Origin of the sequence: Catenuloplanes sp. NPDC051500, assembly GCF_044454585.1 — a bacterium.
Classification (GTDB): domain Bacteria; phylum Actinomycetota; class Actinomycetes; order Mycobacteriales; family Micromonosporaceae; genus Catenuloplanes.
The window spans coordinates 134,650-148,151 of sequence record NZ_JBITDX010000005.1; the positions used below are offsets into that span (position 1 = coordinate 134,650).

Annotated in this window: 14 protein-coding genes; 10 read left to right on the forward strand and 4 right to left on the reverse strand. The window is 69.0% G+C overall.

Translation table 11 applies throughout. The features are described 5' to 3' along the window. Nucleotides 1-346 precede the first annotated feature (346 nt). The 5 genes from ACIA8K_RS12305 to pstB all read left to right on the forward strand — a co-directional run bounded on the left by ACIA8K_RS12305 (nucleotide 347) and on the right by pstB (nucleotide 5,547). A complete protein-coding gene (locus ACIA8K_RS12305; protein ID WP_396057881.1) occupies nucleotides 347-1,063 on the forward strand; it encodes a winged-helix domain-containing protein in 717 nt (238 codons plus the stop codon). 358 nt (nucleotides 1,064-1,421) lie between these two features. Then, nucleotides 1,422-2,537 (forward strand): phosphate ABC transporter substrate-binding protein PstS, encoded by a 1,116-nt coding sequence (gene pstS, locus ACIA8K_RS12310; RefSeq protein ID WP_396057883.1) that lies wholly within the window; start codon nucleotides 1,422-1,424, stop codon nucleotides 2,535-2,537. A 45-nt stretch (nucleotides 2,538-2,582) separates the two neighbouring features. Further along, a complete protein-coding gene (pstC, locus tag ACIA8K_RS12315) occupies nucleotides 2,583-3,668 on the forward strand; it encodes a phosphate ABC transporter permease subunit PstC (RefSeq protein ID WP_396057885.1) in 1,086 nt (361 codons plus the stop codon). Next, nucleotides 3,665-4,741, forward strand: coding sequence for a phosphate ABC transporter permease PstA (gene pstA / locus ACIA8K_RS12320; protein WP_396057887.1), 1,077 nt, complete (start codon nucleotides 3,665-3,667; stop codon nucleotides 4,739-4,741). The genes pstC and pstA overlap by 4 nt, the downstream gene beginning before the upstream one ends. A gap of 29 nt (nucleotides 4,742-4,770) precedes the next feature. Then, a complete protein-coding gene (gene pstB / locus ACIA8K_RS12325) occupies nucleotides 4,771-5,547 on the forward strand; it encodes a phosphate ABC transporter ATP-binding protein PstB (RefSeq protein WP_396057891.1) in 777 nt (258 codons plus the stop codon). Between the two features lie 68 nt (nucleotides 5,548-5,615). On the opposite strand, the gene ACIA8K_RS12330 is transcribed toward pstB, so the two are convergent. After that, nucleotides 5,616-6,995: a GH1 family beta-glucosidase gene (locus tag ACIA8K_RS12330; RefSeq protein WP_396057893.1), complete on the reverse strand. Its 1,380-nt coding sequence runs from the start codon at nucleotides 6,993-6,995 to the stop codon at nucleotides 5,616-5,618. Nucleotides 6,996-7,034: 39 nt separating this feature from the next. Beyond that, a complete protein-coding gene (locus tag ACIA8K_RS12335) occupies nucleotides 7,035-7,796 on the reverse strand; it encodes a maleylpyruvate isomerase family mycothiol-dependent enzyme (RefSeq protein WP_396057895.1) in 762 nt (253 codons plus the stop codon). A gap of 57 nt (nucleotides 7,797-7,853) precedes the next feature. Here ACIA8K_RS12335 and ACIA8K_RS12340 point away from each other — a divergent pair, with 57 nt between their 5' ends. Further along, entirely contained in the window at nucleotides 7,854-8,945 is a 1,092-nt protein-coding gene (locus tag ACIA8K_RS12340) for a UDP-N-acetylmuramate dehydrogenase (protein WP_396057897.1), read from the forward strand. Nucleotides 8,946-9,016: 71 nt separating this feature from the next. On the opposite strand, the gene ACIA8K_RS12345 is transcribed toward ACIA8K_RS12340, so the two are convergent. Beyond that, nucleotides 9,017-9,496 carry a CAP domain-containing protein gene (locus ACIA8K_RS12345; RefSeq protein ID WP_396057899.1) on the reverse strand — a complete coding sequence of 160 codons (480 nt, stop codon included), beginning with the start codon at nucleotides 9,494-9,496 and terminating at the stop codon, nucleotides 9,017-9,019. Between the two features lie 248 nt (nucleotides 9,497-9,744). Here ACIA8K_RS12345 and ACIA8K_RS12350 point away from each other — a divergent pair, with 248 nt between their 5' ends. The 3 genes from ACIA8K_RS12350 to ACIA8K_RS12360 all read left to right on the forward strand — a co-directional run bounded on the left by ACIA8K_RS12350 (nucleotide 9,745) and on the right by ACIA8K_RS12360 (nucleotide 11,532). Next, a complete protein-coding gene (locus ACIA8K_RS12350) occupies nucleotides 9,745-9,894 on the forward strand; it encodes a hypothetical protein (protein ID WP_396057901.1) in 150 nt (49 codons plus the stop codon). A gap of 14 nt (nucleotides 9,895-9,908) precedes the next feature. Further along, complete coding sequence (locus tag ACIA8K_RS12355; protein ID WP_396057903.1) at nucleotides 9,909-10,385, forward strand: GGDEF domain-containing protein; 477 nt, start codon at nucleotides 9,909-9,911, stop codon at nucleotides 10,383-10,385. Between the two features lie 304 nt (nucleotides 10,386-10,689). Beyond that, nucleotides 10,690-11,532, forward strand: coding sequence for a polysaccharide deacetylase family protein (locus tag ACIA8K_RS12360; RefSeq protein WP_396057905.1), 843 nt, complete (start codon nucleotides 10,690-10,692; stop codon nucleotides 11,530-11,532). Between the two features lie 337 nt (nucleotides 11,533-11,869). Here ACIA8K_RS12360 and ACIA8K_RS12365 read toward each other — a convergent pair whose 3' ends face one another. Further along, nucleotides 11,870-12,556 carry a sensor histidine kinase gene (locus ACIA8K_RS12365; RefSeq protein ID WP_396057907.1) on the reverse strand — a complete coding sequence of 229 codons (687 nt, stop codon included), beginning with the start codon at nucleotides 12,554-12,556 and terminating at the stop codon, nucleotides 11,870-11,872. Between the two features lie 188 nt (nucleotides 12,557-12,744). Between ACIA8K_RS12365 and ACIA8K_RS12370 the strand changes: the two genes are divergently transcribed. Then, on the forward strand, nucleotides 12,745-13,443 hold the full coding sequence (locus ACIA8K_RS12370) for a response regulator transcription factor (RefSeq protein WP_396057909.1): 699 nt from the start codon (nucleotides 12,745-12,747) through the stop codon (nucleotides 13,441-13,443). Nucleotides 13,444-13,502: the final 59 nt, after the last annotated feature.

Here is a 13,502-nt window from a genome sequence, read left to right on the forward strand (position 1 = left end):
TCCCCCACACTTCCACACCCCCCCCCCCCCCCCCCTGGGGGGGGGGCGGGGTTGTCGGCGTCGTGTTGTTGTCTGGCGCCCCAGACCTAACAAACCCCCCCCCCCCCCCCCCCCCCAACGCCCGAGAGCGCCCGAGCCCGGACGAGCGAAGCGAGGACCAAAAGTAGAGCGCGCCTGCTCACTCCTTGAACTCGTGGGAGCGCTTTTCTTTAACAATCGGCTAAGGTAATGCCTTACCGCCCGTCAGCGACGCCGGGACCGACGCCAGTTCGGGGTAGCCGGCCTGGGTGCTTGAGCTGCTACCGGTCACCTGTGCGGTCTAGACGCCGCCAGGACGGAGGTCTGTGTGGAAATTCTGCTGCTGGTGACGGCACGCGCCGGGGAACCGTCCGTCGTGCTCCCCGCTCTCGATCTGCTTCCCCACTCGGTGCGAACCGCTCCCCGCGATGTGCGCACCCTGGTTTCGGGCCCCAGCCCGGACGCTGTTCTCGTCGACGCCCGCTCGGAGCTGGCCGAGGCCCGCGCCACCTGCCGCATGCTGCACGCGACCGGACTGGGCGTGCCGCTCGTCGCGGTGGTCACCGAGGCCGGTCTGATCGCGCTCAATGCGGACTGGGGTGTGGACGACGTCATCCTGGCCAGTGCCGGGCCCGCCGAGGTCGAGGCCCGGCTGCGGCTCGCGGTCGGCAGGCTGACCAACGCGACGGCCGGCGCCGGTGGCCTGATCCGGGCCGGCGAGCTGACCATCGACCCGGACACGTACGCGGCGAAGCTCAAGGGCCGCCCGCTCGACCTGACGTACAAGGAGTTCGAGCTGCTCAAGTTCCTGGCGCAGCACCCGGGCCGGGTCTTCACCCGTGACCAGCTGCTGCGCGAGGTCTGGGGCTACGACTACTTCGGTGGCACCCGCACGGTGGACGTGCACGTCCGGCGGCTGCGCGCGAAGCTCGGCTCGGAGTACGAGTCGATGATCGGCACGGTCCGCCAGGTGGGCTACAAGTTCGTGGTGCCGCCGAGCCGTCCGCTGCCGGAGTCGGAGCTCGCGCCCATCCCGGTCGGGTAACAAGACCCCACAAAACGCCCAAGGGCCCGTCGTCGCGGTGATCTACATCGCGCTCGGCGGGCCCTTTGCCGTGCCCGCCTGACCTGCAATTTTGATAACGGCGGTATCACGGCAACAACTCATAGTGATCTCGGCTGACCGGATATATACGATATTCCGCCCAAGGGGAACGCGGTTCACGTAACGGACATCCATACCTCAGCCTCAGGTCACCTTCGAGGCCGGACCTGTTAAGTCCTTGTTCACTTACACCGGGCGTTACGGCTACCTGACCCTCCTAGCTTGCAATCAGCCGGTGCGACTCCGGCGGCCGGGACGCCCAACCCGGCGAACCGTCCACTTGAAGGGAATTCCCAAGGTGAAGCTCCACCGGCATGGCGCTCTCGCGTGCCTCGCCCTGACCACGGTGCTCGCTGCGAGCGCCTGCGGATCGGACAACACGGAGACGGCTGCCCCTGGCGGCGGCGCGGCGTCGGCACCGGCGGCCGCCAACTGCGCGACCGGCACGCTCAACGCTCAGGGTTCCTCGGCGCAGAAGAACGCGGTCGCTGAGTGGATCAAGGCGTACCAGCAGGCGTGCGCCGGCTCGACGATCAACTACGAGGGCTCGGGCTCCGGCGCCGGCATCACCGCCTTCATCTCCGGTACCGCTGACTTCGCGGGTTCGGACTCGGCGCTCAAGGACGACCAGCAGCCGCAGGCCGACCAGCGCTGCGCCGGCAACCCGGCCATCCACCTTCCGGCCGTCATCGGCCCGATCGCGATCGTCTTCAACCTGGACGGCGTGGACAGACTAAACCTTTCCTCGGCCACGATCGCCAAGATCTTCGCCGGCAAGGTCTCCAAGTGGAACGCGCCGGAGATCGCCGCCGACAACGCCGGTGTGACCCTGCCGGACACCACGATCAACCCGGTGCACCGCTCCGACGAGTCGGGCACCACCGAGAACTTCACCAAGTACCTGGCGAAGGTCGCCGAGGCTGACTGGACCTTCCCGGCCGCCAAGACCTGGCCGTCCGCAATCACCGGCGGTACGGGCCAGAAGGGCTCGGACGGCATCGCGACCTCGGTCAAGGGTGCGGCCGGCTCCATCGGCTACGTGGAGATGTCCTTCGCGGAGAACTCCGACCTCACCACCGCCAAGGTCAAGAACGGCGCGGGCGAGTACACCGAGCTGACCGCCGCGGCGGCCGGCAAGACCATCGAGGGCGCCAAGGTCACCGGTACCGGCAACGACCTCAAGATGTCCGTCGACTACGCGACCACGACCGCGGGCGCCTACCCGATCGTCCTGGTCACCTACGAGATCGCCTGCTCGGCCGGCAACTCCGCCGACAAGCTCGCGCTGATCAAGGGCTTCCTCGGCTACGCGGCCAGCACCACCGGCCAGGCCACGCTCCTCGAGCTGGGCTACGCCCCGCTGCCGGAGTCGGTCCGCGCCAAGGTCGAGACCGCGGTCGCCGCGATCGCCTGACGGTAGACAACCCCCCGATTCGAACGCCTAAGACGGAGCGCGCAGATGGGTGACACCCCACCCCGCTCGGTCGACGCCAGCGCCGGCGGGCCAGGTGCGCACAGCACCCGGTCCGCCGGCGCCGCGGCGTCTTCCGAGGGCCACCACGCCAACACGGCACTGCCTGACAACATCAGCCGGGGCGGTGGCAGCTCTCTGCCGCGAGCCAAGGCCTTCGGCGCCGAGCCGGCCTTCCGGGGCCTGACGCAGGCCGCCGGCATCATGGTCCTGGTCATCATCGTGGCGATCGCGGTCTTCCTGATCTCCAAGGCGATTCCGGCTCTCCGGGCCAACCAGGAGAACTTCTTCACCTTCAACGAGTGGCACGCCAACAGCGCGGACCCGCGGTTCGGCATCGCGGCGGTCGTCTTCGGCACCGTGCTCTCGGCGGTCATCGCGCTGGTCGTGGCCGTCCCGATCGCGCTCGGCATCGCGCTCTTCCTGTCGCACTACGCGCACCGGCGGGTCGCGACCTGGCTCGGGTTCGTCATCGACCTGCTCGCGGCCGTACCCTCGGTGGTCTTCGGTCTCTGGGGTCGTTCGGTCTTCATCGAGCCGGTCCGGGACTTCTCGGTGTGGCTCAACACCTACTTCAGCTGGATCCCGCTCTTCGGGGGCAACGGGCCGTTCGGCAACTCGATCCTGCTCGGCTCGCTGGTTCTGGCGATCATGGTGCTGCCGATCGTCACCTCGCTCTCCCGCGAGGTGTTCATGCAGACGCCGAAGCAGAACGAGGAGGCCGCGCTCGCGCTCGGCGCCACCAAGTGGGAGATGGTCCGCACCGCGGTCCTGCCCTACGGCCGCCCCGGCGTGATCGCCGCGGTGATGCTCGGCCTCGGCCGCGCGCTCGGCGAGACGATCGCGCTGGCCATGACGCTCGGCTCGTCGTTCGTCATCACGGCGAACGTGATCCAGAACGGCGGCGTCACGATCGCCTCCAACATCGCCAACGGGTTCGGCGAGGCCGACGACATCGGCCGTGGCGCGCTCATCGCCTCCGGCCTGGTCCTCTTCGCCATCACCCTGGTGGTCAACATGGTCGCTCGCGTGATCATCTACCGCCGCCGCGAGTTCACGGATGTGGCAGCATGACGATTCTCGCCCCGGAACAGGACGTGACGGCCGGCAGCCTGCACACCAAGCGGCTGCCCGTCTGGGCCGCGTTCGCCACGGCTGTGGTGGCGCTCGCGCTCTCCGCCGCGCTTGTGCTCGGCACCGGCATCGGCAACTGGGTGCTCGTCGTCGTGCTCGGCGCCGTCTTCTACCTGGTCGGCTTCTGGATCGCGACGAACGCGGTGGAGGGCCCCCGGTCCGCGCGCAACCGCACCTGGAGCGCGCTGATCCACTCCGCCTGTGTGCTGGCGATCCTGCCGCTGGCCTCGGTCACCTGGACGCTGATCTCGAACGGCATCAACCGGTTCGACGCCGGCTTCTTCCTCACGTCGATGAACAACATCGGCGCGCGTGACCCGAACGGCGGCGCGTACCACGCGATCGTCGGCACGCTTGAGCAGGTCGGCATCGCCGCGCTGATCACCATCCCGCTCGGTGTGCTCGGCGCGATCTACCTGGTGGAGTACGGCCGGGGCCGGCTGTCGCTGGCGATCCGCTTCTTCGTCGACGTGATGACAGGCATCCCGTCCATCGTGGCAGGCCTCTTCGTGCTCGCGTTCTGGGTGCTGATCATCTCGCCGCTGTTCAACAACGGGACGCCGCAGTACTCAGGCTTCGCCGCCGCGCTCGCGCTGAGCGTGCTGATGCTGCCGACGATCGTGCGCTCCACCGAGGAGATGCTCCGGCTGGTGCCGGCGCCGCTCCGCGAGGGCGCGTACGCGCTGGGCGTGCCGAAGTGGAAGACGATCCTGCGGATCGTCATCCCGACCGCGCTGCCCGGCATCGTCACCGGCATCATGCTGTCGATCGCCCGCGCCGCAGGTGAGACCGCGCCGGTACTGCTCGTCGCAGGCGGCACCGCGGCGATCAACTTCAACCCGTTCCAGAACAACCAGTCGTCGCTCTCGCTGTACGTGTTCAGCCAGGCCACCGACTCCTCGCGGTTCTCCCCGGACCGCGCCTGGACGGCGGCGCTCACCCTGGTGGCGCTGGTCCTCATCCTGACCATCGCCGCGAAGCTGCTCGCCCGCCGCAACCGGCTGACTCGCTGAAGCTGCACCACCCCCGAGGAGAAACGACAATGGCAAAGCGCGTCGAGGCGACGAACGTCAACGCCTACTACGGCTCATTCAAGGCCATCGAGAACGTCAACATCGTCGTCGAGCCGAAGACCGTCACCGCGCTCATCGGCCCGTCCGGCTGCGGCAAGTCCACGTTCCTCCGGTCGATCAACCGGATGCACGAGGTCCTGCCGAACGCCCGGGTCGAGGGCACGCTGACGCTCGACCAGGAGAACATCTACGACAAGAACGTGGACGTCACCGCCGTCCGCCGTCTGATCGGCATGGTGTTCCAGCGCCCGAACCCGTTCCCCACCATGTCGATCTTCGACAACGTGGTGGCCGGCCTGCGGCTCAACGGCGTCAAGAAGAAGTCGGTGCTGCAGGAGGCGGCGGAGACGTCGCTCCGCTCGGCGAACCTGTGGGACGAGGTCAAGGACCGGCTGGAGAAGCCGGGCGCAGGCCTCTCCGGCGGTCAGCAGCAGCGGCTCTGCATCGCCCGCACCATCGCGGTCGAGCCGCAGGTCGTGCTGATGGACGAGCCGTGCTCCGCGCTCGACCCGATCTCGACGCTTGCGATCGAGGACCTGATCTTCAAGCTGAAGGACCGGTTCACGATCATCATCGTCACGCACAACATGCAGCAGGCGGCGCGCGTCTCGGACCGCACCGCCTTCTTCTCGATCGACAAGACCGGCGAGCCGGGCCGCCTCATCGAGTACGACGACACCCAGAAGATCTTCTCGAACCCGAGCGTGAAGCGGACCGAGGACTACATCACCGGTCGCTTCGGCTGAGTTTGTATCTTCAAGATCAAAATGCCGCGGGGGTACGCGTACCCCCGCGGCATTTTTGTGGTGTTTTCTCAGAGCCCGTTGTTGCGGATGACCTGGGAGTAGAAGCGCGCGCTGTCCTTCGGGATGCGGCGCTGGGTGTGGTAGTCCACGTAGACCACGCCGAAGCGCTTGTTGTAGCCCTCGGCCCACTCATAGTTGTCCATCAGCGACCACACGAAGTAGCCACGCAGGTCGACGCCGCGCGAGATCGCCTCGTGGCAGGCGCGCAGGTGCCCGTCCAGGTAGGCGACGCGCTCCACGTCCGGCACGCGGTCCCCGGTCTCGTCCGGGCCGGTCGGGTACGCCGCGCCGTTCTCCGTGATCATCAGCGCGGTGCCCGGGTAGTCCGCGTGGATGCGCTCAAGCAGCCGGGTCAGCGCGGCCGGCTCGATCGCCCAGCCCATGTCCGTGACCGGGCCGGCCGGCGGCAGGAACTCGATGCCCTCGGTCCCCGGCGCGGTCGGATTGCCCTCGATGCCCGGCTTCGACCTGACGTAGGACGGCGAGTAGTAGTTGATGCCGAGCACGTCGATCGGCTGCCCGATCAGCGCCTCGTCGCCGGTCTGCAGCCAGCTCAGGTCGCTGAACCGGCGGATGTGCCGCAGCACGTCGTCCGGGTAGCTGCCGCGCAGGATCGGGTCGAAGAAGATGCGGTTCTGCAGGCCGTCGACCAGGCGGGCGGCGGCCACGTCCGCCTCGCTGTCCGGATCGGCGGGGGAGACCGCGGCCGGGTTGAGCGTGATGCCCAGCTTCTGCACGCCCGCATCGCGGAGCGCCCGGGTCGCCAGGCCGTGCCCGAGCAGCAGGTGGTGAACCGCCTTGAACGCGGACTCCGGGTCCTTGATGCCGGGCGCGTGCACGCCTGAGGCATAGCCCAGGTAGGCGGAGCACCACGGCTCATTGAGCGTGGTCCAGGTCTCGACCCGGTCGCCGAGCCGCTTGTGCACCGCGAGCGCGTAGTCCGCGAACGCGTAGGAGGTGTCCCGGGAGGTCCAGCCGCCGCGATCCTCAAGCGACTGCGGCAGGTCCCAGTGGTAGAGCGTGACGACCGGGGTGATCCCCTTGCCGCGCAGCTCGTCCACCAGCCGGTCGTAGAAGTCGAGGCCGGCGGGGTTCACCGGGCCGGTGCCGTCCGGCTGGATGCGTGGCCACGCGATGGAGAACCGGTACGCCTGGAGTCCGAGGTCCGCCATCAGGGCCACGTCGTCGCGGTACCTGTGGTAGTGGTCGCAGGCGACGTCGCCGGTGTGCCCGGCGTAGACCTTGCCCGGCGTACGGCTGAACGTGTCCCAGATCGAGGGCCCGCGCCCGTCTTCACGGGCGGCGCCCTCGATCTGGTAGGAGGCCGTTGCGGACCCCCAGAGGAAGCCCTCCGGGAACGTCACGCTCTGTGTTGAAGGGTTAGTCACGTCGCCATTATCACTCTTGGATCATGACGACGTGACCCCTCAGCCGATGCGCAGGCCGTCCAGCAGAGAACGCTCTCCCGACACTTCGAGCGAGTCGAACCCGAGCCGACCCCAGAATGCCAGCAGTAGATCGCTCGCCGGCCCGGTGGCGAGCACCCGCGCGTGGTGGTCGTCCGAATCGAGAATCGTGTCCGTGTCCAGCAGCGCCAGACCCTCGCCGCGCAGTCGCACGAACCACTCGTGCTCCAGGTCGGACGCGACCAGCTGGACCACGCCGTACTTGTCCCGCGCACCGGCGCCCCGGCCGCCCGGGAGCAGCGTGTCGAGCAGCTCCGCGATGCCGTCGGCCGCAAGTTTCGCCTCGATCGGCTCGGCCAGCCCGACCGTCATCTGGGCGTCCCACCGGTGCACCGCGGTGTGCTGCGCGGCCCGGCGCAGCCAGAACGCGGCCTTCTTCGGCGCGGGCATCGGGTTCCAGGCCGGAAGATCTTCCTCCACGCCCTCGAGCGTCGCGAGCGCGGCGGCGAACCGCTCGTCCCACCACGCCTTCGGGTCGACGCCGGCCGGGACCGTGGTCGCCGGCCGGAGGTTCTCAGGCGCGGTCGTCACACCGCGCGTCACATGCGTGCCTATCCAATCGTAGAAGCCGCCCAGATGTCCGATGAGGTCCGTCACGGTCCACTCCGGACAGGTAGGGACCGGCGCGTCCGGCGCCTGTTCCTCCAGGGCCGCGCGGAACGCGGGACCCTCGGCGCGCAGCGCACCGATCCAGAAGTCTTTCGTGGCATGCAGCTTCGTCATGACCGTTCCTCCCACGCGGCCGCCCAGTCCGCTCGTCCCCAGCCTAGGGTTAGGGGCGTGCACGACGTTAGCGCTGAAACGCCCACCGTCGCAGGCTCGACAGTCCCCAGTTCGCTCGCTCCGCACACCACGTTGCGGCTCGGCGGGCCCGCCACCCGGCTGATGTCAGCCGAAAATGCGGACGAACTGGTCGATTTGACGAGGGCTGCGAGTCGTTCGGGCGACCCCGTCCTGTTGCTCGCCGGAGGCAGCAACGTGGTCATCGGGGACGCCGGATTCGCCGGGACCGCGATCCTGGTCCGCAGCCGGGGCGTGGAGGTGATCAGCCGCCGCCCGGACCAGTTGATCGTCAGAGTGCAGGCCGGCCACCCCTGGGACGAGTTCGTCGCCGAGACTGTCGAGTCCGGGTGGGCCGGCGTCGAGTGCCTCTCCGGCATCCCCGGCTCGTCCGGCGCCACCCCGATCCAGAACGTCGGGGCGTACGGGCAGGACGTGTCCGAGACCATCTCGTCCGTCACCGTCTACGACCGGGCGGACGGGGTCATCCGCGACATGCCCGCGGCGGACTGCGACTTCGGCTACCGGGCGAGCGTCTTCAAGCACAACGACCGGTACGTCGTGCTCGCCGTCGACTTCCGCCTGCGCCCTGCCGACCGGTCCAGCCCGGTGCGGTACGCGGAGCTGGCCCGTACGCTCGGCGTCGGCCAGGGCGACCGGGTGCCGCTGGCCGCCGCGCGCGAGACCGTGCTGGCGCTGCGGGCCGGCAAGGGCATGGTGCTTGACGCGGACGACCGGGACACCTGGTCCGTCGGCTCGTTCTTCACCAACCCGGTGCTTGACGCCGCCGCCTGGGAGCACCTGCGCGCCGTGACCGCGGAGACCGGCGAGCCGCCCGGCTGGCCTGGCGAGGGCGGCGTGGTGAAGGTCAGTGCGGCCTGGCTGATCGACCGGGCCGGCTTCGGCAAGGGACACCCCGGCGGCGACGCCCCGGTGAGCATCTCCACCAAGCACACGCTGGCGCTTACCAACCGCGGTTCCGGCACCACGGAGCAGCTGCTGACGCTTGCCCGCGAGATCCGGGACGGGGTGCGGGACCGCTTCGGCGTGGTGCTGCACCCCGAGCCGGTGCTTGTCGGCTGCGAGATCTGACCCGGAAACAGAGCTAGGGATCGGTGTCCGAGGACGCCGATCCCTAGCTCAACGGGGGGTGAGGGAAGTCTTTACTTGCCGCCGAATTCCTGGGTCCAGTAGATGGTGCCCTTGGCGTCGCGGGCGACGCCGACGCCGATCTTGGCGGCCTTGCAGTTGAGGATGTTCTTGCGGTGGCCGGGGCTGTTCATCCAGCCGGTCATCACGCCGGTGGTGCCCGCGTAGCCCCAGGCGATGTTCTCGCCTACGGCCGGGGCGTAGCCGGCGGACTTCACGCGCTGGGTGAAGGTGGAGCCGTTACGGCCGGTGTGGGAGAAGTAGTTGAACTTGGCCATGTCGCTGGAGTGTCCGCGGGCGGCCTTGGTCAGGCCAGGGGAGACGACCAGCGTCTTGCAGCCGGCCTTGGCGCGCTCGGCGTTGGTCTGTGCGACGACCTGGGTCTCCAGCGTGGTGGCCGGGGTCACGGCGGCGGTCGCGGCGGTGGCGGTGCCACCGATCACGATCACGGCGGCGACGGCTGTCAGGGCGGCGGAGCGGACCAGGTTGCGCAAGATGCGTGCCTCTCGGTTGGCGTTCGCTGTGCGGTGTCGCTCAGCGTTACGCCAATCAAGTTCGGCGGGTGGTGCGGCGGTCTGACAGATAGACCTGGTGCTATGCGGTGAGCAGTAGGTTCCCGAACGGGTGCCGAATTCGGCCACCGCTTCGCAACCCGACCGCTCAGGAACCGGGACCGCACGCCGATACCGGTGATATGAGGAAGTCGGGCTTGGCGGCCGGCCGCCGTAGGACCGGTCCGTGTATGGCGGATGCCGGCGGCCTGCGGCGAGACCCCGGCACCACCTGGCCGCACGTCGCGAACACCCACCTGAATGTGGGCACGCGCGCCGTGCATCCGGACGGCACCTGGACCGTGCCTCGGCTCGCCGCGATCCACAGCAACACGGCCTAGGAGGTCTCGCTCTCATGGACGCCCCGACCGGTGCCATCGACAGCATCGCGTGGGAGGAGGAGCTGGAGCGGCGTGTCACCGCCGCCTACCGCGGCCGGTACCCGCTGCTGATCGTGCTGCTCGACCTGGACCACTTCGCGGCCTACCTGGAGCGGCACGGGCGTCCGGCCGGCGACCAACTCCTGCACGACACCAGCGAGTCGTGGCGGACCCACGTGCGCCCCGACGACCTGCTCGTCCGCTACGGCGACGGCCAGTTCGGCGTGATCCTCAGCCGGGTGCAGCTGCGCGCCGCCGAGCGGATCATCGCCCGCCTGCAGCAGGCCACCCCGTCCGGTCAGACGTTCTCGGCGGGACTCGCGCTCTGGAACGGCTCCGAGGACGGCCAGGCGCTCATCATGCGCGCAAGCGAAGCCCTGGAGGCCGCCAAGCGGGCCGGCCGCAATCAATATGTCGTCCACGGCATCCCTACTCCCTCGGCCGCCGTCTAGGCAGTGTTTGATGCCTGGCGGCGACGGCCCGGAATTGCTTGAGCCGGTGGAAGGCGTTTCAAGCGAGATCGCCGGACGCGTCCGCGTCGGCCCGCAACCGCCGCTCGACAGCGTCCAAGATCCTCGCCTTCTCCCGCCGCGCGGCCCGCGAACAGCAGGTCTGCCAAGGCCCGTACCGCTCCGGCACCGGCTGACACGGCCGGGCGCGGAGTTCACCGAAGTGAACAAGCGCACGCCCAGCAACCGAACCGTCCTCTCGATGGGTCAGCACGGGTAACGACCAGTCGAGTGTGAGGACGGGCCTGTGAGGACGAGCCGGATGGTGCGCGCGTTCGCCGCGGCGGCCACGGTCATGACGATCGCCGCCGGTTGCGCCGGGGGCGCGGCTCCCGAGCGCACGGAGGCGTCGGCCGCCCCCGTCGCCGCGCCGTCGGCCGCCGTGCCGAGCGCTCCGCCGCCGGAGGAGGTGGCGCGGCAGGCCGCCCTGGCGGCGTTGCCGGAGGACATGCGCAAGCGGGTGCCCACGTTCGGGCCGCCGCCCGCGCCGACCAAGGTCACGCTGCCGACGAACGGCAGCGCGGGCTGGTTCAGCAGCATCCCGACCGAGCAGAAGATCGCCTTCATCACGATCGACGACGGCTGGTCGAAGGACCCGATGGCGCTCACGCTGTTCCAGGCGGCGCACGTGCCGGTCACGCTGTTTCTCGAGATCGACGCGATCAAGTCCGACCCGGGCTACTTCACGCCGCTGCGCGACCAGGGCGGTGCCACCATCCAGAACCACACGATCAGCCACCCCAACCTGGAGGGCATGTCCTACGACGCCCAGAAAAAGGAGATCTGTGGGGGCTCCGACAAGCTGACGGAGTACTACCGGGAACGGCCGACGCTCTTCCGGCCGCCGTTCGGCAACCACGACGCCAACACCCTCAAGGCGGTGCACGACTGCGGCATGAAGGCGGCGTTCTTCTGGCGCGAGGCGACCGACCACGGCAAGGTCTTCTACCAGACCGAGCACAAGGTCCAGCCCGGCGACATCATCCTCATGCACTTCCGGCCGCAGTTCGCCGACGACTTCCTGGCCGTGCTCAAGGCGATCCACGAGGCCGGCCTGACCCCGGCCCGGCTCGAGGACTACATACCCTGACCGGGGCCGGTGGCCCACGCGGAGGCTCTCGATCCCCTTGGACCACCGACGTCCCTTTCGCTGCAGCCCGGTGCGATCCGCCGGGCCCGGACGCCATGTACGCGCGATTTAGGCGGCTTTGCCGCTAGGTAAGCAGAGCAAAGGCTGCCGGGAAGCGTGTCGGGGTGCCGCGGGCGTTGATCTTGCTTGAGGGTTTGGCGCGGCGGGGCCGGCTCCGAAGCGACGTGCGGAGCGCCAGCGGAGCCCGGCGCGCAGGTTTGCCCGCGGGAGCATGCGGGCCGGACCACCCGCAGAGCGGGCACATGAATTAGATCTTGGTCTGGGTCTGGTTCCGGGCTCAGCGGGTCGGCAGGCGGACCGTGATGGAGGCGCCGGTGTGCGGGTCGTAGGTGATCGAGATCGCGCCGCCGTGGCGGTGGGCGATCGCGCGGGCCAACAGCATCCAGAGGGCCAGGCTGCGGGTACGGTCGCCGCGCGGGACCGGCAGTGAGGTGGCCAGGAAGTACTCGTCGGTGAGCGTCTCGGCCTGGGTGCTGCGGGCCGTGACGGTCCAGTGGTCGCCGAAGCAGGCACCCTTGATCTCGCTGGAGCCGTCGAGCGCGCGGGCGGTCATGGCGCCGGTGACCGCGTAGAACAGTTGGCGCAGCAGGGCGGCGTCGCCGGGCACGGGCGGACCGGTGTCGATCACGGTGCGGACCGCGGCGGTCGGTACCACGTGCTCGATCTCCCGGCCGGCGCCGGTGAGGAGCGGGACCAGGTCGACCGGCTCCGTCTCCACAGGCAGATCGCCGGACTCCAGGCGGGCCAGCAGCATCAGATCCTCGACCAGGACAAGCATGCGCTCGGTGTTGCGCTGCACCACGGAGAGCGCGGTCGGCCGCTCGCCTTCCGGCAGATCCTCGCCGGACAGCATCTCCGTGAAAGCGGCGATGGAGGTCAGCGGCGTGCGCAACTCGTGCGAGACGACGGCGAGGAATTGGGCCTTGAATGCGTCCCGTGACTCGGGCTCCGGCGCTGTCTTCAAGAGCGGTCCTATTTCGGATGCGGGCGCAAGCAGTGACTTCCCACGATAAACTCTGACTGTTCGGTTGTTTGCTCCTAATATCACCTTATAGGCATCGTAACCGATTCATGCCATATGGGCGGACCCGGGCGTGCTTCAGGGGGTGGGTTAATGCAGGAACCCATGTGTGTCCGGGCGGGGGCGATCCGATGAGCAAGCTTCTGGTCGTCGAGGACGATCCGGACATCGCGCTGGCTCTGCGGATGCTCTTCGGCCGCGCCGGTTATGACATCTCGCATGCCTCGGACGGCCGCAGCGGACTGCGCGAGGCCTACACGGAGAAGCCGGACCTGGTGGTCCTGGACGTGGGACTGCCGGAGATGGACGGCTGGCAGGTGCTGGAACGGCTTCGGGACGTCTCGGACGTGCCCGTGCTTGTGCTGACCGCGCACGGTCAGGAGGCCGAGAAGGTGCGCGGCCTGCGCGGCGGCGCGGACGACTACCTGACCAAGCCGTTCGCTAACGCGGAGCTGCTGGCCCGGGTGGAGGCGCTGTTGCGGCGCTCCTCGACCGGGCAGAACAGCTGGGCGAGCCAGGTCTACGACGACGGTGTCGTGCACCTGGACCCGACCCGCAGGCGCGTCTACGTCAAGGGCGAGGAGGTGCGCCTGACGCCCACCGAGTTCCGGCTGCTGAACGCGCTCGTCCGGCATGCCGGTGCGGTACTCAGCCCGAACCAGCTGCTGACCCAGGCGTGGGACGACCCCACCGGCATCGGCCAGGAGCGGGTGAAGTTCGCGGTGCTGCGGTTGCGGCGCAAGCTCGGCTGGTCCGACCCCGAAGAGTCGCCGATCGAATCGGTGCGGGGTTTCGGCTACCGGTACCGGAAGGCCAACCCCGATGCCTGATTCCTCAAGTACGTCCTTTTTCGGTCGATAGGGCTCCTGCACCGGAGCAGGAGGGAAGC